General features: G+C 68.5%; 18 protein-coding genes. 7 read left to right on the forward strand and 11 right to left on the reverse strand.

Annotated features, from left to right (window positions below; genetic code table 11):
* Positions 1 to 102 precede the first annotated feature (102 nt).
* Positions 103 to 516 (forward strand): ferredoxin, encoded by a 414-nt coding sequence (locus KAK88_RS12090; protein WP_066551057.1) that lies wholly within the window; start codon positions 103 to 105, stop codon positions 514 to 516.
* Between the two features lie 65 nt (positions 517 to 581).
* On the opposite strand, the gene KAK88_RS12095 is transcribed toward KAK88_RS12090, so the two are convergent.
* From KAK88_RS12095 to KAK88_RS12110, 4 genes are all read right to left on the reverse strand, one after another.
* Positions 582 to 4,109, reverse strand: coding sequence for a CusA/CzcA family heavy metal efflux RND transporter (locus KAK88_RS12095; RefSeq protein WP_242076809.1), 3,528 nt, complete (start codon positions 4,107 to 4,109; stop codon positions 582 to 584).
* Positions 4,106 to 5,440 carry an efflux RND transporter periplasmic adaptor subunit gene (locus tag KAK88_RS12100; protein ID WP_242076810.1) on the reverse strand — a complete coding sequence of 445 codons (1,335 nt, stop codon included), beginning with the start codon at positions 5,438 to 5,440 and terminating at the stop codon, positions 4,106 to 4,108. The genes KAK88_RS12095 and KAK88_RS12100 overlap by 4 nt, the downstream gene beginning before the upstream one ends.
* A complete protein-coding gene (locus tag KAK88_RS12105) occupies positions 5,437 to 6,768 on the reverse strand; it encodes a TolC family protein (protein WP_082854039.1) in 1,332 nt (443 codons plus the stop codon). Before KAK88_RS12105 ends, KAK88_RS12100 begins: the two co-directional genes overlap by 4 nt.
* A gap of 112 nt (positions 6,769 to 6,880) precedes the next feature.
* Complete coding sequence (locus KAK88_RS12110) at positions 6,881 to 7,330, reverse strand: hypothetical protein (protein ID WP_224761380.1); 450 nt, start codon at positions 7,328 to 7,330, stop codon at positions 6,881 to 6,883.
* A 122-nt stretch (positions 7,331 to 7,452) separates the two neighbouring features.
* Here KAK88_RS12110 and KAK88_RS12115 point away from each other — a divergent pair, with 122 nt between their 5' ends.
* On the forward strand, positions 7,453 to 8,724 hold the full coding sequence (locus KAK88_RS12115) for a type II restriction endonuclease (RefSeq protein WP_066551052.1): 1,272 nt from the start codon (positions 7,453 to 7,455) through the stop codon (positions 8,722 to 8,724).
* Between the two features lie 30 nt (positions 8,725 to 8,754).
* Here KAK88_RS12115 and KAK88_RS12120 read toward each other — a convergent pair whose 3' ends face one another.
* From KAK88_RS12120 to KAK88_RS12135, 4 genes are all read right to left on the reverse strand, one after another.
* Positions 8,755 to 9,483 carry a PepSY domain-containing protein gene (locus KAK88_RS12120; RefSeq protein ID WP_242076811.1) on the reverse strand — a complete coding sequence of 243 codons (729 nt, stop codon included), beginning with the start codon at positions 9,481 to 9,483 and terminating at the stop codon, positions 8,755 to 8,757.
* A 13-nt stretch (positions 9,484 to 9,496) separates the two neighbouring features.
* Entirely contained in the window at positions 9,497 to 9,925 is a 429-nt protein-coding gene (locus KAK88_RS12125; protein WP_112862305.1) for a DUF411 domain-containing protein, read from the reverse strand.
* 95 nt (positions 9,926 to 10,020) lie between these two features.
* Complete coding sequence (locus KAK88_RS12130) at positions 10,021 to 10,488, reverse strand: YybH family protein (protein ID WP_054765336.1); 468 nt, start codon at positions 10,486 to 10,488, stop codon at positions 10,021 to 10,023.
* 89 nt (positions 10,489 to 10,577) lie between these two features.
* Complete coding sequence (locus KAK88_RS12135; RefSeq protein WP_054765335.1) at positions 10,578 to 11,228, reverse strand: DUF2231 domain-containing protein; 651 nt, start codon at positions 11,226 to 11,228, stop codon at positions 10,578 to 10,580.
* Positions 11,229 to 11,345: 117 nt separating this feature from the next.
* Here KAK88_RS12135 and KAK88_RS12140 point away from each other — a divergent pair, with 117 nt between their 5' ends.
* The 5 genes from KAK88_RS12140 (at position 11,346) to KAK88_RS12160 (ending at position 13,531) form a co-directional block, all read left to right on the forward strand.
* Positions 11,346 to 11,627 (forward strand): hypothetical protein, encoded by a 282-nt coding sequence (locus KAK88_RS12140; RefSeq protein ID WP_066551049.1) that lies wholly within the window; start codon positions 11,346 to 11,348, stop codon positions 11,625 to 11,627.
* Positions 11,627 to 12,064: a Spy/CpxP family protein refolding chaperone gene (locus KAK88_RS12145; protein ID WP_054765334.1), complete on the forward strand. Its 438-nt coding sequence runs from the start codon at positions 11,627 to 11,629 to the stop codon at positions 12,062 to 12,064. The genes KAK88_RS12140 and KAK88_RS12145 overlap by 1 nt, the downstream gene beginning before the upstream one ends.
* Before the next feature lie 8 nt (positions 12,065 to 12,072).
* Positions 12,073 to 12,651: an RNA polymerase sigma factor gene (locus KAK88_RS12150; RefSeq protein WP_054765333.1), complete on the forward strand. Its 579-nt coding sequence runs from the start codon at positions 12,073 to 12,075 to the stop codon at positions 12,649 to 12,651.
* A 108-nt stretch (positions 12,652 to 12,759) separates the two neighbouring features.
* Entirely contained in the window at positions 12,760 to 13,095 is a 336-nt protein-coding gene (locus tag KAK88_RS12155) for a hypothetical protein (RefSeq protein ID WP_054765332.1), read from the forward strand.
* 25 nt (positions 13,096 to 13,120) lie between these two features.
* Positions 13,121 to 13,531 (forward strand): copper resistance CopC family protein, encoded by a 411-nt coding sequence (locus KAK88_RS12160; protein ID WP_066551038.1) that lies wholly within the window; start codon positions 13,121 to 13,123, stop codon positions 13,529 to 13,531.
* 160 nt (positions 13,532 to 13,691) lie between these two features.
* Here KAK88_RS12160 and KAK88_RS12165 read toward each other — a convergent pair whose 3' ends face one another.
* From KAK88_RS12165 to KAK88_RS12175, 3 genes are all read right to left on the reverse strand, one after another.
* Complete coding sequence (locus tag KAK88_RS12165; protein ID WP_161638712.1) at positions 13,692 to 14,429, reverse strand: HAD family hydrolase; 738 nt, start codon at positions 14,427 to 14,429, stop codon at positions 13,692 to 13,694.
* A gap of 139 nt (positions 14,430 to 14,568) precedes the next feature.
* A complete protein-coding gene (locus tag KAK88_RS12170; protein ID WP_161638711.1) occupies positions 14,569 to 16,092 on the reverse strand; it encodes a copper resistance protein B in 1,524 nt (507 codons plus the stop codon).
* Entirely contained in the window at positions 16,089 to 17,951 is a 1,863-nt protein-coding gene (locus tag KAK88_RS12175; protein WP_112862310.1) for a copper resistance system multicopper oxidase, read from the reverse strand. Before KAK88_RS12175 ends, KAK88_RS12170 begins: the two co-directional genes overlap by 4 nt.
* Positions 17,952 to 18,034: the final 83 nt, after the last annotated feature.

Here is an 18,034-nt window from a genome sequence, read left to right on the forward strand (position 1 = left end):
CCCGCTCAGGGATGCACACCGTTCACGTTTCACAACGTACGCGGTCACCGGGGAACAGCGGCCGTTCCGGCGGGTTGACCAAGTCCGCCATCGGAGAATCCCATGCATATCCAGTCCATGATCAGCGCCCACCCTCACGTCAAAGGCTCGACCAACGACGCACTGATCCGCGCCGTCGAGGCGGCCTACGAGTGCGCCGCGACCTGCCGCATCTGCGCCGACGCCTGTCTCGGCGAAGCCATGGTCGCCGATCTCGTCCAATGCATTCGGCTCAACCTCGACTGCGCCGACGTCTGCGCGGCCGCCGGCGCGGTCGGCGCGCGCCGTACGGGGAGCAACGAGGCGGTCATCAAGGGCCAGCTCGAGGTTTGCGCCGACACCTGCGCGGCCTGCGCCGCGGAGTGCGACAAACACGCGGACATGCATGAACATTGCCGCATCTGCGCCGAGGCCTGCCGCCGCTGCGAAGAGGCGTGCCGGGAGGCGGTTGGCACGATCACTCCGTCGAGCCGTTGATGGAGCACCGCCTTCACCGTGCGTGCGCTGACAACGCCCCGCACGAACGGTGAAGGCGGGTCCGGCTATTCCGGGCGAATGGCGGTGACTTCACCCGCGTTGCCCTGAACGGTCAGGTCGAACTGGACGCGATCCCCGACAGCGGCTTGCTGTGCCACGGCGGGGTCTGCCGTAAAGCTCATCGTCATGGCTGGCCAGCCGACCGCCGGAATAGCCTCGTGATTGATCGTCACGGTGCCGGCCGCCGTATCCACGGCGGTGACCACGCCTGCGCCGCTGCCGGATCTGGAGCCCGCAGCGGGGGACGTCGCCGTGTCCGCCGCGCCGGCCGCGGAAGCCGTGTCGACGGGCGCGGCAGCGGCCGGTTCGGCGGCCGGGTCCGCGGGTTGGCCGCAGGCCGAAAGCATCATGGCCGCGCCGGCGAGTGAAACAAGGGTTCGGGTCATGGGGTCGCTCCTTGGTTTGGGGGGGGTTGAACGGGCCTTGCGGCGCCTGAGGAGAAGGTAGCCCGCCGGTATAACGAGCATCGAGAGCAAAGGTGCGGTGATCATGCCTCCGATCACCGGCGCGGCGATCCGGCTCATCACTTCCGAGCCCGCGCCGTGGCCGATCAGAATCGGAAACAGGCCCGCCAGGACAACGGCGACCGTCATGGCCTTGGGCCGGACCCGCAGCAGGGCGCCTTCGCGAACGGCCTCTTGGACCTGTCCGCGATCGGGGTCGGCTCCGCGATCTTTCAAAGCTTGCTTCAGATAGATCAGCATCACCACGCCGAACTCGGCCGAGAGGCCGGCCAGGGCGATGAAGCCGACGCCGGTGGCGACGGACTGGTGAAAGCCGAGCAGATAGAGCAGCCAGATCCCCCCGGTCAGGGTGAACGGCAGGGTGGCCATGATCAGCAGGGCTTCGTCGAAGCGCCCGAACGTCAGGTAGAGCAGGACGAAGATGATCGCCAGCGTGGCCGGGACCACGATCCTGAGCCGCGCGGTCGCCCGTTCGAGATATTCGAACTGGCCCGAGTAGGCGATGCTCACGCCAGGCGTGGGGGTGACGGCACGGGCCACGGCGCGACGCAGATCCGCGACGACCGAGGCCAGGTCGCGTCCCCGCACATCGACATAGACCCAGGTGGTCGGCCGGCCGTTCTCGGACTTCAGCATTGGCGGCCCGTCGGCGATCCGCAGATCGGCGACGGCGCCCAGGGTGATCTGCTGGCCTGAAGGCGTCAGGATCGGCAGGGCTCGCAGCTGCTCCACGCTGTCCCTCAACTCGCGCGGATAGCGCACGCTGATGGGATAGCGCGCCACGCCCTCCACGGTCTGGCCGATGGTTTCGCCGCCGATCGCGCCTGAGACGATCGACTGCACATCGGCGATGTTGAGACCGTAACGCCCCGCCGCGTCGCGGTCGATGTCGATATCGACGTAGCGGCCGCCCGTCAGACGCTCGGCCAGCGCCGAGCTCACGCCCGGCACGGATTGGGCGACCTCGGCGACCTCGGCCGCGACGCGGTCGATCTGACCGAGGTCGGCGCCGGACACCTTGACGCCGACGGGGCTCTTGATCCCCGTCGCCAGCATGTCGATGCGATTGCGGATGGGAGGAACCCAGACATTGGACAACCCCGGAACCTGGACCGCGCGGTCGAGCTCCTCGACCAGCTTCTCCGGCGTCATGCCGGGGCGCCATTCATCGCGTGGTTTGAACTGGATGGTGGTCTCGAACATTTCCAGCGGAGCCGGATCCGTCGCGGTTTCCGCCCGGCCGGCCTTGCCGAACACGGTCGCCACTTCCGGCACCGTGCGGATCATGCGGTCCGTCTGCTGCAGCAGTTCCGCGGCCTTGGCCGCAGAGAGGCCCGGCTGGGCCGAAGGCATATAGAGCAGGTCGCCCTCGTCCATCGCCGGCATGAATTCGCCGCCGAGCCGGCTGAGAGGCCAGGCCGTAGTGGCGAAGACCAGCAAGGCGACCAAGAGAGTTTTCCTTGGGTGACGCAGCACCCAGTCGAGCGGCCCCCGATAGATGTGGGTCAGGCAGCGGTTGATCGGGTTGCTCTGCTCGGCCGGTATCCGTCCCCGGATCAGATAGCCCATCAGAACCGGCACGAGGGTGATCGACAGGATCGCCGCGGCCGCCATGGCGTAGCTCTTGGTGAAGGCCAGCGGCGCGAACAGCCGACCCTCCTGGGCCTGGAGGCTGAACACCGGAATGAACGACAGGGTGATGATCAGCAGACTAAGGAACAGCGCCGGTCCGACCTCCACGGCCGCCTCGGTGATGACCTTCCACCGTTCCTCGCCCGCCAGCTTCTTGTCGGGGTGATCGTGCTCCCATCGCTCGATGTGTTTGTGGGCATTCTCGATCATGACCACTGCCGCGTCGACCATGGCCCCGATGGCGATGGCGATGCCGCCCAGCGACATGATGTTGGCGTTCACGCCCTGAAGATTCATGATCAGGAAGGCCGCCAGCACGCCCAGCGGCAGGGTCAGGATGGCGACCAACGCCGACCGGGCGTGCCAGAGGAACAGGCCGCAGACCAGGGCGACGACAATGAACTCCTGGATCAACTTGCCGCTCAGATTGTCGATCGCCCGGTCGATGAGCTGCGAGCGATCGTAGGTCGTCACCACTTCGACCCCCGGCGGCAATCCGGCTTTGAGCGTCTGGAGTTTCTCGGCGACAGCCGCGATCGTGGCGCGGGCGTTTGCGCCGGATCGCAGGATGACGACGCCGCCGGCGACCTCGCCTTCGCCATTCAGCTCCGCTATGCCGCGCCGCATCTCCGGGCCGATCTGGATGGTCGCGACGTCCCCGAGGCTGATCGGCACGCCTCCAGCCGCCGTGCGGAGCGGCACGGCCCGGAAGTCGTCGAGCTCGGTCAGATAGCCGTTGGCGCGCACCATGTATTCGGTCTCGGCGAGCTGGAGCACCGAGCCGCCCGTCTCGCCGTTGGCGCGCTGGATGGCCTCCACCGCGGCCTGATGGGTCACGCCGTACGCGGCGAGCCGGACGGGGTCGAGCACCACCTGATACTGCCGCACCATGCCGCCCAGGCTGGCGACCTCCGCCACGCCCGGCACGGTCTTCAGCTCGTAGCGGAGAAACCAGTCCTGCAGGCTGCGCAACTGCGCCAGATCGTGGCGGCCGGTCCGATCGACCAGGGCGTACTCATAAACCCAGCCTACGCCGGTGGCGTCCGGACCAAGTGCCGGTTGGGCGGTCGCGGGAAGTCGCGCCTGCACCTGGCTCAGATATTCGAGGACCCGGGAACGGGCCCAGTAGAGGTCCGTCCCATCCTCGAACAGCACATAGACGAAGCTGTCGCCGAAGAAGGAGTAGCCCCGAACCGTTCGCGCGCCGGGCACCGACAGCATGGTGGTCGCCAGAGGATAGGTGACCTGGTTCTCGACGATCTGGGGGGCCTGCCCCGGATAGCTGGTGCGGATGATGACCTGTACGTCCGACAGGTCCGGCAGGGCGTCGACCGGCGTGCTGCGAACCGCAAACAGGCCGGCGGCCAGCAGAGCGAGCGCGGCCATAAGGACGAGAAAACGTCCCTTGACCGAGGCGCGTATGATCGCGGCGATCATTGCCCCGACCTCTCGCGCGGCGCGGGCGCGGCCATGGATGCGCCCGTCTGGGCGGCGGCGGGCCGGCCGGCCGTCGGCGACGCCGGGGCGCGTGCGGGTCCGGAAGTTTGGCCGATCGGCCGCGCCGTGACGCCTGACAAGCTGGCTTCGGAATCGATCAGGAACTGCCCCGACGCGACGATTCGTTCGCCTTCCCTGAGACCGGCGAGGATCTCGGTCTGTCCGCCGGCTTCCCGTCCGATGCGGACCTCGGCCGGTTGATAGCGGCCCTCCGGCAGGGCGAGCATGACGATGTCACGTTCTCCGGTCCGGATCACCGCCTCGGTCGGCACGAGCAGAGCCGAAGTCGAACCGCCGCCGAAGGTGATCCGGCCGAACATGCCCGGCCTGAGACGCCCTCCCCGATTGGCCATTTCGATCCGCGCGGTGATCGTGCGACTGTCGCCGACGAGCTCCGGCAACAGGGCGGTCAGGCGACCCGTGAACCGCTCGCCCGGGAACGCGGCCAGGGCGACCTCGACGGACTGCCCGGCTCTCAGCTGGTTCGCGAGCGCCTCCGGGATGGCGGCGTTGACCCAGACGGTCGACAGGCCGTTGATCTCGGCCAGGGTCATGCCCTGGGCGACGCTCATGCCGGCGCGCACGCTCAGCGTCTTGATCACGCCGCCAGTGGGCGTCGAGATCGTGATCGTGTTCCGCGCCCGCCCGCTGCGTTCCACAGAAGCGATTACGCCCTCGGACATGCCCAACAGCACCAGTCGCTGCCGCGCCGCCTGGATCAGGGGCGTATTGCCGGTGCGTCGCACGGCGAGATATTCGGTCTGGGCTCCGCCCCAGGACGGAATGAGCAGATCGACCAGAGGGGCGCCCGCGGCGACCACGTCGCCCGGCGCGCGGTTGTAGACGCGCTGGACGAAGCCGTCCGCGCGCGACTGGACCACAGCGATGTCGCGTTCGTTGTAACCTATGATCGCCGTGGCGCTGAGATCGCCCTCCAGGTCGCCACGGCGGGCCGTGGCATATCGGCCCCCCAGATTCTGGGCCAGCGCCGGATCGATCCGGACGCCGGGGGTGGCGCTACTTCCCCCCTCATCGGCATACTTGGGGATGGTGTCCATGTTCATCGACGATTTTCCAGGCCCCGGATATCGTTCGTTCGGAACCATGGGATCGTACCAGTAGAGGATCTCGCGCTCCCCTGCCCCCTCGGCGGTCTCGCCGCCGGCCCCATCCAGGCGTGGAGCGACGACGATGCCTGCCCCGACGCCGACCCCGACCAAAAGAAGCGCGCCCATGGCGACGCCCAGGCGTTTGTTGCGAAGGGCGTTCATCGGTCGTCGTTCCCATAGGTGAGAGTGATCTCGACCACCTGACGCTTCACGGCGGCCTCGCGATCGAGCGCGTCGAGCCGGGCGTTGGCCACGGCGGTGAAGGCTTCGAGAACTTCAACGATGCCCGCCCGGCCCGCCGCATAGCTCGCGGTTTCGAGATCGGAACGCTGAAGGACACTGGGCAGAACGACGTCGCGCGACCGGATCCATTGATCGTGAGCGGTCACGTATTCCGCCAGGGCGCTTCGCAGCGACGCGGTCAACACGCGCTCAGCGTCCTCACGCTCGGCGGAGACCCGCAGCGCATCAGCGGCGCGCGCGGCGATGACCGGATCCTGCCTCCGACCGGGAAAGATCGGCAGCCGCACGCTCGCTCCGACGGAGAACAGATCGCCGAACCGCTCATCGCGGCGGGCGTAGCTGGCTTGGAACGACCAGTCCGGCCGGCGTCCGGCGCGGGCCAGATCGACCTCGGCTTCGGCGCGGCGCGCGGCGGCTCCATAGGCCCGCACGGTCGGCAGCTGGGCGATGCCGCTCTGTAAGGCGACCAGGTCGAGATCGTCCTGCGGCGGCGGTCCGACCGTCTCGGGATCGGCGTCGCCCGTCCACCGGGCCAGTTCGGCTCGCGCCTTCTCGATGTCGGCGGCGAGACTGCTGCGGCGATCGTCAAGATCCGCCTTGAGCTGAACGGGACCGAGAGCGTTGGCGGGCCGATAGGCGCCGGACGCGACTCCGGCCGGGGCGGCGTCCCAGAGGGGTTGCAACGTCGCCAGCAGCTCGTCCAGCGCTGCAAAGCGGAGCTCGGCATAGAACAGGTCGATCCACGCGAGGCCCGCGGCGACCCGGACCTCTCGTCGCGCGACGGACTCCTCAGCGCCGGCGACGCCGATCGCCGCCTCGGCGATGTCTCGCTCGGCGCGACGACGCGCGCGGCTGGGCACTTCCTGCTCGACGCCGATCCTGAGCATGGTGAAGTCTTCATCGAATTGCCCCGCGAACGGCCCGTTCACCGGATATCCGTCGAGACCGACGGAGAGCCGGGGGTCCGGCAGGCGCCCGGCAGCGGGCGCGGCGGCCCGAGCCGCGTCGACGCCCAGAGCGCTGGCTCTCAGGCGCGGCGCCTCGCTGGCGGCGCGGGCCAGAGTCTCGTCGAAGGTCTGGGGGTCGGCACGGGCCGGCGCGGCGCAGAGTCCGAGCACCAGGAGTGCGGCCAGCGGCCAGGGCCGGTCAACGGGGCACGGCCAGCAAGGCCGCCGCAAGCGTCGCGGCAAGGGAACCGCCGGGAGACGGCGCACGACGGAGACCGCCGTGCCGAAGCGAATGATCATGAGAATTCTCGATAACCGCCGCGTCCACCTCGCGGCGTGACGCAGGCGCAGACCTCAGTCGATCGGCGGACGCCGCGAAGCGGTGCGCGGCTTTCCGATCAGCGAAAGCAGTCTACGACAGCGGTTTGGGCGGACTCTTCAGTGGAAGCGGACCCGCGCCTTCCAGCGCGACATCGACCTCGGCGAACGATTTCGCCCCCGACCCGAGCGGATGCTCGATCGCCGGCGCGGGCGGCATCGGCGAGGCGACGGCGGCGCAGCCCATCTTGGCGATGCAATCCGGCGTCATCTTGCTGCACGGGCCTTCGGCGTCGTCGACGGCTTCGTCCGCCATGTCCATCATCTCGGCGCAGTCCGCCTCCGGCATTGCCGCCGTCGCCTCGAACACCTGAACCGGAGTGGCGTGCGCCGACGACTGGCCGATGAACCCGGCCACCGCGAGGGCGAACAGAAGGACGCGGACAATATTCCACATGGCGGCCGAGATAGGCGCTTCGAGGCCCTTCGAGTCAAGACGCGACCGCGCCGGACGGCGCGCGCCGTCCGCTTCGGTCGCGACCATGACGAACGCCCTTCATCGCCGTCCGTCGGGAGCATGATCGACCGCAGAAGAGCCGCTCCAGTGGCGCTTCAGCGCAGACCCGCTTACGCTGGGAGGGAAGATTCAGGATCTGAGAGGATGGCGTGCCGGACAGACTTCGAGACCTCATCGCGCAATGGCGTAACGATCCCTCGGCGACCTACCAGACCTGGTTCCTGTGGGATGAACGGCTGAAGAATTTCCGGTCGATCGGCCGGGGCATCGGCCAGGTGGTCGAGGAGATCGAGACGGGCCGCTTCGGTGTCGCCTATCGCGGCTCGTCCCTGGAGACCATCGTCCATTCCGTCGCCGAGCAGCGACAGATCTTCAAGGGCGCCGACCACGCCTTTCTGTGGAAGCCCAAGTTGAGGATCCCCGACATCTACGAGAACCCGGCGAACCAGCGCGCCTTCGGCCGCCTGCTGCATCATTGCAGCGGCTGTTCCACAGCCGACGAGATTCTCTCCGGCATCCGCACGATCGATCAACTCAAGATCAAGGGCCTCGGGCCGGCCGTCGCCAACCTGATCTATTTCCTGCACCCCACGCATGCGCCCCCGTTCAACACCGCCATCGTCAACGGTTACAACGCGATCACCGGCTCGAAGGTGAAGCTCGGCAGCTGGGAACATTATCTGGCCATGCGGGAGGGCCTCCTGGCGCTGAACGCCCGATATCGTGACCTTCTGTCGAACGATCTGGGCGCCCTCGCGGGATTCCTGTTCGATGTCGGCTCCGGGCGGTATCCGGCGCCGCCCCCCGCCGGTGACGCGCTCTCGCGCCAGGGGTGGGAAGAACGGCTCGCCCAGGCCCGCGCGGAAGCCCTGAAGTTCGAGAAGGCGACGGCGCAGCAACGCGAGACGGATCGCACGCACACGGAAATCCAGGCCTGGCTTCGTGATCTGGGACGCGCGCTCGGCTATCGGGTCTGGATCGCCGCCAACGACCGGAGCCGGCTCCATGACGGCGCGCGTCTCGGCGAGGGCTGTCTCGATCAACTTCCGACGGCGCTGGCGAACGGCGCTGGCGCCGAGTCGATCCGTCTGATCGACGTCCTCTGGCTCGATGCCTCGCCGGATCGCGTAGCGGCGGCCTTCGAAGTCGAGCACTCCACCACCATCTATTCCGGCGTGGTGCGCATGCTGGATCTGGCGCTCTCGGGTGAACTCCACACGTCCGCCGGTCTCTTTCTGGTGGCGCCGGACAGCCGGGAAGGCGATGTCCGGGCCCAGCTCCAGCGGCCGGCTTTCAGCCGGATCTCGGACCTGGACGTCCGATATCTGCCCTATGGGGAGTTGGACCGGCACCGGGGATCGATCGCGCGCTTCGGCTCCGACCTGCGAGGCCTGACCGAAATCTCTCACCGCCTGACCTGACCACCCGCCCGCGCCCGGGCGCAACCCGCATCAACTCGAACCGCCCGTCCGCCGAGACGCCCGGAAAGCCTTCAGATCACGCGCTAGGCGGATCCATAGCAGGATGATCCCGGTGATCACGATGCTCAGGGTGAGGAAGGTCGTGATGATGATCAGCGGATGGTTGAAGTTCTCGCCGGTCTTCCAGTCCATGATGTGGAGCCGCCAGAAGAAGTCATAGAACCGCCAGACGCCCGAGCGGCGCGTCACGACCTCTCCGGTGGCCGGCGACAGATAGAAGGTCGTCCGTTCGCGGTCGGCGAAATCGACCCTCCAGAGCGGTCCTGTCCGGCCGGTTTCCTGAGGCGCCGTGGCCAGCAGCACGGCGCCGGACACCTTCGCCTCGCCCTTGTAGCCCGTCCGGGCGAACGCCGAGGCCTCGCCAGCGGACATCGGCCCGAACGGAAGGCCCGTGACGGCGGACACGACGACGGGCTCTCCGTCCGCCGGTTTCAAAGTCCAGGCGGGTCCGCGCGGCGTCGTGCGCAGCTCCGCCTCGACAGGGGCCACGCCCGCGCGACGGGCCACGACGGCGAGGGTCGGAAGAGCTCCAACCTCAAGCAGAGCCGGCTTGAGTTCGGCCGCGCGATGTTCGCTACGCACCGTCTCGATCGGAATGACGGTCATGACCAGACCGCCGCCGACCCAGAACAGAACCTGCAGCCCCACCACGAGGGCGACCCATTTGTGAAGCTGGGTCGACAGCCTGAGAACCTTCATGGAACGAACCCGACTAGCTGTGACGCGCGAAGACGCGTGTGCCGCCGCCCTCGAGGATCAGCAGGGTCTCATAGGGCTCGCGCTGGCCGTCCGGCGTCTCCATGCCCGGCGACCCCAGGGGCATCGCCGGAACCGCCAGGCCCACGGCCTTGGGACGCTCGGCCAGAAGCCGTCTCACGTCCTCGGCCGGCACATGGCCCTCCAGAACATAGCCCCCGATCAGGGCGGTGTGACAGGACGCGAGGGCTTCGGGCACGCCCTGGGTGCTGCGGATCGAGCGGAGACTGGGAAGCTCGCTGATCCGCGCCTCGAAGCCCGCGGCGCGCATGTGATCCACCCAGGCCGTGCAACAGGCGCAGGTCGGCGTCTTGTAGACGGCGAGCTCGTTCGACGCGCGACCGACCGGGGCGCAGGCCGCGACCGCCAGGGCGCCCGTTCCCATGGCGATGAGACTGCGGCGTGAGAGTGGAATGGACTGGGACCCCATGAGACCTCAAGAAAACGATGTGCAAACGGCGCTGACCGTCGCGGTCGCGCTCAGGCCGCCGGACGGAAAGGCCGCGCCGAGGAATGATAGATGTCGAACCTCCACTCGTCACCTCGCTTGCGCAGGACGCTGGTCGCGGCGCCGCGGCGTTCTATGGGAGCTCGCGCGCCGTCCTTGAAGGTGATGTGGTAGGTGTAGGTCTCGCTTACGAAGGCCGTATCGCCATCGACCTCGATCTTCATGTCGTGGTCGCGGAAGTCGAACCCGGCGAGATCGGCGAACTCAGGACCCAGATGGTGCTCCAGATAGTAGGCGAACGATCCCTCCACGCCGCCGTTCTCGAAGATTTCGGAGTCGGACCAGAACAGGGCCGGCGTCTGCGACACATCCATCCGCTCGATGGCGGTCTTGTAGGCGGTGACCACGGCGCGGACCTGTTGTTCGTCCGCGGTCTGGGCCTGCGAGGCGGTGGCGAGGAGAGCGGCGACCGCCAGTCCGGCGAAGGTTGAACGAAACATCGTGGGCGAGGCTCCTGTTTGCCGGCCGCGAAAGGTGTGTCGGACGGGCGTGGGTGAAAAAACGAGAAGGTTGAACGACGGCGCGGCCTTCAGAACATCAGATGTCTCACGCCGTGGGTCAGCATGCCGCCCAAGAGGCCGTTGATCACGACGGCGACGGCGGTGAGCGTCAACAGGCCGATGTAGACTCTCTCGCGCCCGGGCCCCGGCCGGCGGACCCAGTGCTCCTTCGCCCACCAGCTGAGGAGGCCCAGCGCGGCGATCGAAGTGCCGAGCCATCTGTGAGAGGCGTGGGTCGCGTCGTCCCGTCCCGGCATCCCCATGGCGAACCAGCCCAATGCCACTGCGCCGACCGCGGAGATGGCCGCCAAGGCGATGATGACGCGCGTGCCCTGGGTCAGGACCGGACGCCGGAGGGTCAGGGCGGCGATCTCGAGGAGGGCGGCGACGAGGAACAGGGCGATCGGAAAATGCACCGCGGCCGGGTGCATGGCGCCGAGCCAGCGGTACAGGCGCTGCGGCATGGGTTTCGGACCCTCGTCCGCCATCATGGCCCCGTGGTCCATGTCGGCCGCCATGCCGGGCATGGCCGTCATGTCCGATTGCGGCCCCTCGGCGGTCGATGCGGCGCTCTGGCCGCGAACCGCCGGGGCGTCATGATCCTCGTGCGCGATCGCGGGCGCGCTCACCGACAAGGCGAGCGCGAGTCCCAATGCCGGGAAAAATCCGCGTGATGTCATAAACCCTCTCCACTCCTGTCCCTTCTGCTATCTACGCAGCGCGAGGTCCGCCCCCTCGCCCGAGGGATGTCACGGTCTTGGCCGTAGTAGGATGTAGGGGCGCAAGGAGAGTGTTCGATGTCGCTTAAACTGGATGACATTCTGGCCGAGTCCGCGATGACGCCCATCGGCCGGTCGCTCGACGGGCTCGAACCGCTGGTCTGGAGCCGGGTCGAGACGCTTCGCGGCGAAAGACTGGCCACGCAGGTCCGTCTCGGCGCGGTCGCCGTGGCCCTCGCCACCGGTCTGACGGCGGGCGGCGTCGGCGCGGCCGCCGCGCCGAGCCCGCCGGGAGAGATGGCCATCTTCACGGTCGATGCGGGCCTGTCGCCTCTGGTGAGACTGGAAACCGGGCGGTGATGCGCGGCTGGCGCGCGATCGTCCTGACGGCCGTGCTGGCGGCCGTCGCCAGCGGCGCGGGCACCTGGATCAGCGCCAGCTGGGTGCTGAGCCGGCGCGAGCCGCCGTCCCTGCACGACATCGTGCACCACGATCTCAAGCTGTCGCCTGACCAGTTGACGCGCATCGAGGCGGTCGAGGCCCGGTTCGCAGCGCGTCGGCCCGCGCTCGAAGCCGATGTCCGCGCGGCCAACCTCGAGCTGGCGCGCGCGATCGAACAGAGCGACGGCGACGGTCCCCCGGTTCAGGCCGCGGTTGACCATTTCCACGTCGCCATGGGCGCCCTTCAGAAGGAGACGATAGCCCACGTCTTCGAGATGCGGTCGGTGCTGACCCCTGCCCAGGCCGAGGTCTTCGACGACCGCATCGTGGCGGCTCTCGCGCCCGACGAAGGCTAGCGTTCCGGGTGGAGAGTCCAGCGAACCTGTCAGCGCGCGCCGCCGGCGGCGATCGGGCGGCCTTCGGCGCGCTGATGCAGCAGACCAAGACGGCCCTGTTCCGCTTCGTCCGGCGCTATGTCGGCGACGAACAGGATGCGTGGGATCTGTTGCAGGAGACCTATGCGGCGGCGTGGATCAACATCCGCCGCTATGACCCGACCCGGCCCTTCGAAGCCTGGATCCGGACCATAGCGCTCAACAAATGCCGGGACTGGAGCCGCCGCCGGTTCGTCCGACGCCTGATCCGGGGCGACGTCGATCTGGCATCGCCGGAAGCCCTGGCCGTGGCGAACGGCGACGAGCCGGCGGATGAACGGATGGAGGCCGGCGACCGACTCGCCCGTCTGAACGAGGCGATCAGCCTTTTGCCGCCGCATCTCAAGGCCCCGCTGCTGCTCACCGCGATCGAGGGGCGCAGCCAGGCGGAAGCGGCCGAAATTCTCGGCGTGACCGTCAAGACGGTGGAGACGCGCGTCGCGCGCGCCCGTCGCAAGCTGTTCGATGTCCTGGGCGGCGCGGGCGACGTCCCGCCGGCTCCGAAATGACGCGGATGAAGGCCGGACGGCGAGGGCTGCGGCGCTCGCCCGCGTAAACCAGTATGAAGGCGTCGATGGAAATACCTGACCGTCGCCCTCTTATCAGGAGCTTGCCACATGAGATTGCCGATCCTCGCCGCGGCCGCGGCGGTCACCCTGGGCGCCTGCCAGCCCGCCGCCGAGCCTCAACCGGTGGACGCCGAGCCGACGCCGGACGCTTCAGCGATGGCTCCGATGGAAGCCGTGCCGGCCGCAACCCCCGAGTCGACGCCGCCGCAGGCCGCCACGCCCGCCCCTGCCGCATCAACCCCGGCCGCGCCTCCCAAGGCATCGGCCCCCCGCCCGGCCCCCCGGCCCGCGCCCGCGCCAGAGCCGACACCGCCGCCTGCCGATCCGATGGCCGGCCATGACATGTCGAAGATGGACGGCATGACCATGCCGCCCAAACAGTAGTTCGCTTGAAGTCCAGGAGTTTTCGATGAACCGTTCAATACTCGCCACTCTCGCCGCCCTCGCGGCCTTCGCTCCTCTGTCGGCCGCCCAGGCCCAGAGCCAGTCGCATGCCGGCATGTCGGCGCAGGACCACGCCGCCATGCAGGCGCCGGCCAATGGCGTGGCGACCACTCCGGCGGACAACGCCATGCTGTCCTCCGCCCCGACCACCTTCTCGGCGACTTTCCCGCACGCCATGGTCCTGACGTCCCTTCGCCTGACCGGCGGACCGTCGAACCAGGCGGTCGATGTGGCCCTGTCAGCGGAGGCTGCACCCGCGGTCACGGTCAGCGCCCCGCTTCCGGCCCTCGCGCCCGGCACCTACGCCGCCGCCTGGACCGCGAAGGGCGCCGACGGCCATCAGATGAACGGCGTCGTCCGTTTCATGGTTCACTGAGGAGGCGGCCTCCCGCCTCCTGAGGGGCCGAAACCGAAGTGGGGAACGCCGCGCGGCGAGCCGCGCGGCGTTTTTCTTGCGCGATCGGATCGTCGATCTGGCGCACCTCGATCGCGGGCGGCTTAAAAGCGACGCGGCGGTATCCCGCACGCCGAACCCTTCATTCACGCTGAGTGTGAAGCGCAGGCAGACAACGCGCCAGGCCCGTCAAGGTCCTGACCACCACGTCGGCGTCGCTGCGACGGAGTTCGGCCTCAAGGGCCCGTTCCGGATCATACAGCACGGTCCGACAGCCCAGAGCCTTGGCCGGACGGATGTCCCATTCGAGGCTGTCGCCGATCACGCAGACCTCGGGGGCCTCGACGGCCAGGGCGGCGAACGCACGCCTGAACGCGTCGGGAAAGGGCTTTCCCACGCCGACTTCGCCCTCGATCTGAATGTGATCGAAATACGGTTCGAGACCGAACCGTTCGATCTTGGCGCGCTGCAACGGTCCGGCGCCGTTGGTGAGAAGCGCGAGGCGATAGCCCGCGTCGCGCAAGTCGAGCAGCAGGGCCTCAGCCCCCGCCTCGAGCCGCATCTCTTCGTCCCGCCGCCGGCTGAAGGCGTCGGCGAGGCTCGAGACCGTTTCGCAAGCCGGTGCGGGATGGCCTTCCCGAAGCAGGGTCTCGAAGGCCGCTGTCGCGATGAGGCGCCGCGCGTGTCGTGGGTCGGCGCGACCCAACTCATGACACCGCGGGTCGCGCCAGAACGCCTGCCCGGCCCGCGTGAGCGCCTGCGCCGCGATATCCGGGGCGAGGCCGCCCAGCTCGGCTTGCATCATCAAGCAGACGCTCCGCCAGGCCAGATCCGGCCGGCGGTAGGCCGAGAGCAGGGTGTCGTCGAGGTCGATGACCACGGCCGAGAGGGGCCGCGGCCTCACCGAGACCTCCCCGTCCTTTCCAGCCGCCGAGACCGGGGACGCCGCGCCTCGGCGACGATCCGCGACCGCCTATCGGGGCCAAGGATCAGACGAGGCCCGCCGCCGCCGACCTTCGCTAGAACCACGTCCGGATGCCGACGACGAGGCGCGTGTCTTCCGAGCTTCGCCCATCGGCTTCGAGGAAGTCCGCCGTATTCCCGAAGCTCTTGGTCCATTCCAGGCCGACATAGGGGGCGAACTCCTTGTGGAATTCGTACCGCAGCCGAGCCCCGATCTGGAGCGACGTCAGGCCGGATCCAATCCGGAGCTCGGGGATGTCCTCGGCCGACAGCACGACTTCAGCGCGAGGCTGCACGATCCAGCGGTTGGTGATCCGCTGATCGTATTCGGCCTCCGCCCTCGCCGTGAGTTCACCCTTGTTGGAGAGGAAGGCCGCCGCATCGACCTCGAACCAGTAAGGCGCGAGGCCCTGAACGCCCACGACCAGATCGGTTCGATCGCCCTCCGGACGGTAGGTCTGTCGCAGACCCGTCTGGAAGTCGAAGAAGGGCCGGAACGCCCGGCTGTAAAGGGCCTGGATCTCGGCTTCCTCGACCTCGCCGTCGAAGTCGCCCTCGACTTCCGACTTCCACCAGAAGCGGTTGATGTCGCCGCCGGTCCAGCCCTGCGCGTCCAGCGCGTAGCCTTCTTCGCCGTCTCCGAAACTCGCTTCGAGCTGGTCGATGATCACCGCGGTGGTCCGCACGTCGCCATTCTCGACGCGAAGCTGTTCGCGGGCCGCCGCCATCTCCGCGGGATCGAACAGGGTATCGGCGGCGTGAGCGGGGCCGCTGGTCGCCCCGGGCGGAACGGGCATTTCCGGAGGGCGTCCCGGGTTGTCCGCGCTGGTCGGCACGTCGGGCGGCATCGCCATGGCCGACATGTCATGACCCGGGGGCATCTGCCCCATGGTCGACATGTCATGTCCCGCCGGCATGGCCGACGCGGGCGCGGTCTGCCGCATCGTTGACATGTCGTGCCCGGCGTGGGGATCCGGCTGACCGGCGGCGGCCGGCTGTTGGCCGGCCTGCATGGTCAACATGTCATGTCCCGCCGGCATGGTCGGCGCGGGCGCGGTCTGCCGCATCGTCGACATGTCGTGCCCGGCGTGGGGATTCGGCTGACCGGCGCCGGCCGGCTGTTGGCCGCTCTGCATGGTCGACATGTCATGTCCCGCCGGCATGGCCGGCGCGGGCGCGGTCTGCCGCATCGTCGACATGTCGTGCCCGGCGTGGGGATCCGGCTGACCGGCGGCGGCCGGCTGTTGGCCGCTCTGCATGGTCGACATGTCATGTCCCGCCGGCATGGTCGGCGCGGGCGCGGTCTGGCCCATCGTCGACATGTCGTGCCCGGCGTGGGGGTCCGCCGACGCCGGCGCGCGCTCGGGCACGGCGCCGGTTGGGCAGGCCGGCGCCCCGAGCGTTCCGACGCGGGAGGGATCCGCCGTCGGCGCGCCGCGCCGGACGCAACCGGCGGGCAGCTGGACGGCGGGCTGGACGGCGTTAGCCGCCGCGCCGTGCCCGGCGTGGCTCTGGGCGAACACCGGGCCGGCCGAGGCCGCGAGGAGCAGAGGGACGAGACCCACAGACCGACGGATCATGACGAAGCTCCTGCCATCGGGCGGACGGTGACGACGTTGAACATGCCCGCGTGCATGTGCATCAGCATGTGACAGTGGAAGGCCCAGTCCCCGGGATTGTCGGCGGTCAGGTCAAAGGTGACCTTGCCGCCGGGGAGAACGTTGACCGTATGCTTCAGCGGTTGGTGGCCCGCCGGTCCGCCGGTCACCAGTTCGAAGAAGTGGCCGTGCAGGTGGATGGGGTGGGCCATCATGGTGTCGTTGACCAGGGTCACCCTCACCCGCTCGTTCCGCTCAAAGCGGATCGGCTCGACCAGTTCGCTGAACTTTCTTCCGTCGAAGCCCCACATGAACCGCTCCATGTTGCCGGTCAGGTGGATCTCCATGGTCCGCGATGGGGGACGCTGGTCCTTGTTGGGCGTCAGCGAGACCAGGTCGGTGTAGACCAGCACGCGGTGGGGTACGTCGGCCAGTCCCGTCGGGCGCTCGCCCATGCGGTTGGCCGGCGCCATGGCGATGGCGTCCACGCCGACCCCCACCGCCATGTCCGGCGGCGCGTTGGCGGGATCGCGCATGCTCATGCCGGCCATGGAGCCGTGGTCCATCCCGGTCATCGCACCCGTGGACTGGGTCGCCATGGCGCCGTGATCCATCCCGGCCATGGCGCCGCCGGAGGCGCCGGTCATGGCGCCATGATCCATCCCCGCCATGGCGCCGCCCGGCTGGCCTCCCATCGAGCCGTGGTCCATGCCGCCCATGCCGCCCATGTCCCCCATGCCCATGTCCTTCATGGTCAGGTTTGGAACCTCGCGGAGCGGCGGAACCTCGGCGGTCATCCCCAGGCGCGGAGCAAGGGTCGCCCGCCCCATGCCGGAACGGTCGATGGCCTCGGATACGATGGTGTAGGCCCGGTCTTCGGTCGGTCGGACGATGACGTCATAGGTCTCGGCGACGGAGATCTGGAACTCGTCGGTCTCGACCGGACGCACGTTCTCGCCGTCGGCCTGGACCACCGTCATCGGCAGGCCGGGGATGCGGACGTTGAAGATCGACATGGCCGAGGCGTTGATGATGCGCAGCCGCACCCGTTCGCCGGGTCGGAACAGGCCGGTCCAGTTCTCCTGCGGGCCGTGTCCATTGATCAGATAGGTGTAGGTCGTCCCATTCACGTCGAGGATGTCGCGCGGGTCCATCCGCATCTGGCCCCACATGCGCCGTTCCTCCAGGCTCATGCGGTCCTCGCCGGAGAAGAGGCCCGCCAGGGTCGTGCGCTGCCGGTTGAAGTAGCCGGGGCTCTTCTTCAGCTTGTCGAGGATTTCGTGCGGATGCATGAAACTCCAGTCCGACAGGACCAGCACATGCTCGCGGTCGTAGGCGACCGGATCGGCACCGGCCGGATCGATGACGATCGGCCCGTAATGGCCGAGCGCCTCCTGCAGGCCGGAGTGGCTGTGGTACCAGAAGGTGCCGGACTGCCTGATCGGAAACTCATAGACGAAGGTCTCGCGCGGCTTAATGCCTGGGAAGCTGATCCCGGGCACCCCGTCCATCTGGAAGGGCAGGAGAATCCCATGCCAGTGGATCGAGGTGTCTTCGTCCAGGGTGTTCGTCACCGCCAGACGGGCGTTCTGGCCTTCACGCAGCCGCAACACCGGCGCCGGCAGCACGCCGTTGATGGTCGTGGCGGTCGCGGTGCGCCCGTTCACGGTGAAGGGTGTCTGACCGATGGTCAGATCGATATTCGGCCCAGTCAGGGTAGGCAGGTCCGACCGCAGCCCCGGCGAGCCCGTCTGCGCCCAGGCGGGCATCAGGCCCTGCAAGGCGGCGAGACCGCCGCCCGCGACGGCGCCGCGCAGCAGCAGTCGACGATCCAGCTTCATAAGATACTCCTCAAAGTCAGAACCGCGCCTCGGCGAGGCGACGATCTATATGGTTTTACGCAGGCGACCCGGTCGGCCCTCGC

This window comes from Brevundimonas diminuta (genome assembly GCF_022654015.1).
Lineage (GTDB): Bacteria > Pseudomonadota > Alphaproteobacteria > Caulobacterales > Caulobacteraceae > Brevundimonas > Brevundimonas diminuta_C.

Bases quoted from the DNA above. Each gene is read 5' to 3' on its own strand.
- KAK88_RS12090 (WP_066551057.1), top strand. From the start codon at position 103: ATGCATATCCAGTCCATGATCAGCGCCCACCCTCACGTCAAAGGCTCG.
- KAK88_RS12125 (WP_112862305.1), bottom strand. From the start codon at position 9,925: ATGGGAACGGGCGCCCTGGCGGTCGCGGCCTGCGCCCCGGTCGGTCGC.
- KAK88_RS12130 (WP_054765336.1), bottom strand. From the start codon at position 10,488: ATGTTTCGTTCAACCTTCGCCGGACTGGCGGTCGCCGCTCTCCTCGCC.
- KAK88_RS12120 (WP_242076811.1), bottom strand. From the start codon at position 9,483: ATGAAGGTTCTCAGGCTGTCGACCCAGCTTCACAAATGGGTCGCCCTC.
- KAK88_RS12105 (WP_082854039.1), bottom strand. From the start codon at position 6,768: ATGATCATTCGCTTCGGCACGGCGGTCTCCGTCGTGCGCCGTCTCCCG.
- KAK88_RS12095 (WP_242076809.1), bottom strand. From the start codon at position 4,109: ATGATCGCCGCGATCATACGCGCCTCGGTCAAGGGACGTTTTCTCGTC.
- KAK88_RS12145 (WP_054765334.1), top strand. From the start codon at position 11,627: ATGCGCGGCTGGCGCGCGATCGTCCTGACGGCCGTGCTGGCGGCCGTC.
- KAK88_RS12160 (WP_066551038.1), top strand. From the start codon at position 13,121: ATGAACCGTTCAATACTCGCCACTCTCGCCGCCCTCGCGGCCTTCGCT.
- KAK88_RS12110 (WP_224761380.1), bottom strand. From the start codon at position 7,330: ATGGTCGCGACCGAAGCGGACGGCGCGCGCCGTCCGGCGCGGTCGCGT.
- KAK88_RS12155 (WP_054765332.1), top strand. From the start codon at position 12,760: ATGAGATTGCCGATCCTCGCCGCGGCCGCGGCGGTCACCCTGGGCGCC.
- KAK88_RS12175 (WP_112862310.1), bottom strand. From the start codon at position 17,951: ATGAAGCTGGATCGTCGACTGCTGCTGCGCGGCGCCGTCGCGGGCGGC.
- KAK88_RS12170 (WP_161638711.1), bottom strand. From the start codon at position 16,092: ATGATCCGTCGGTCTGTGGGTCTCGTCCCTCTGCTCCTCGCGGCCTCG.
- KAK88_RS12100 (WP_242076810.1), bottom strand. From the start codon at position 5,440: ATGAACGCCCTTCGCAACAAACGCCTGGGCGTCGCCATGGGCGCGCTT.
- KAK88_RS12140 (WP_066551049.1), top strand. From the start codon at position 11,346: ATGTCGCTTAAACTGGATGACATTCTGGCCGAGTCCGCGATGACGCCC.
- KAK88_RS12135 (WP_054765335.1), bottom strand. From the start codon at position 11,228: ATGACATCACGCGGATTTTTCCCGGCATTGGGACTCGCGCTCGCCTTG.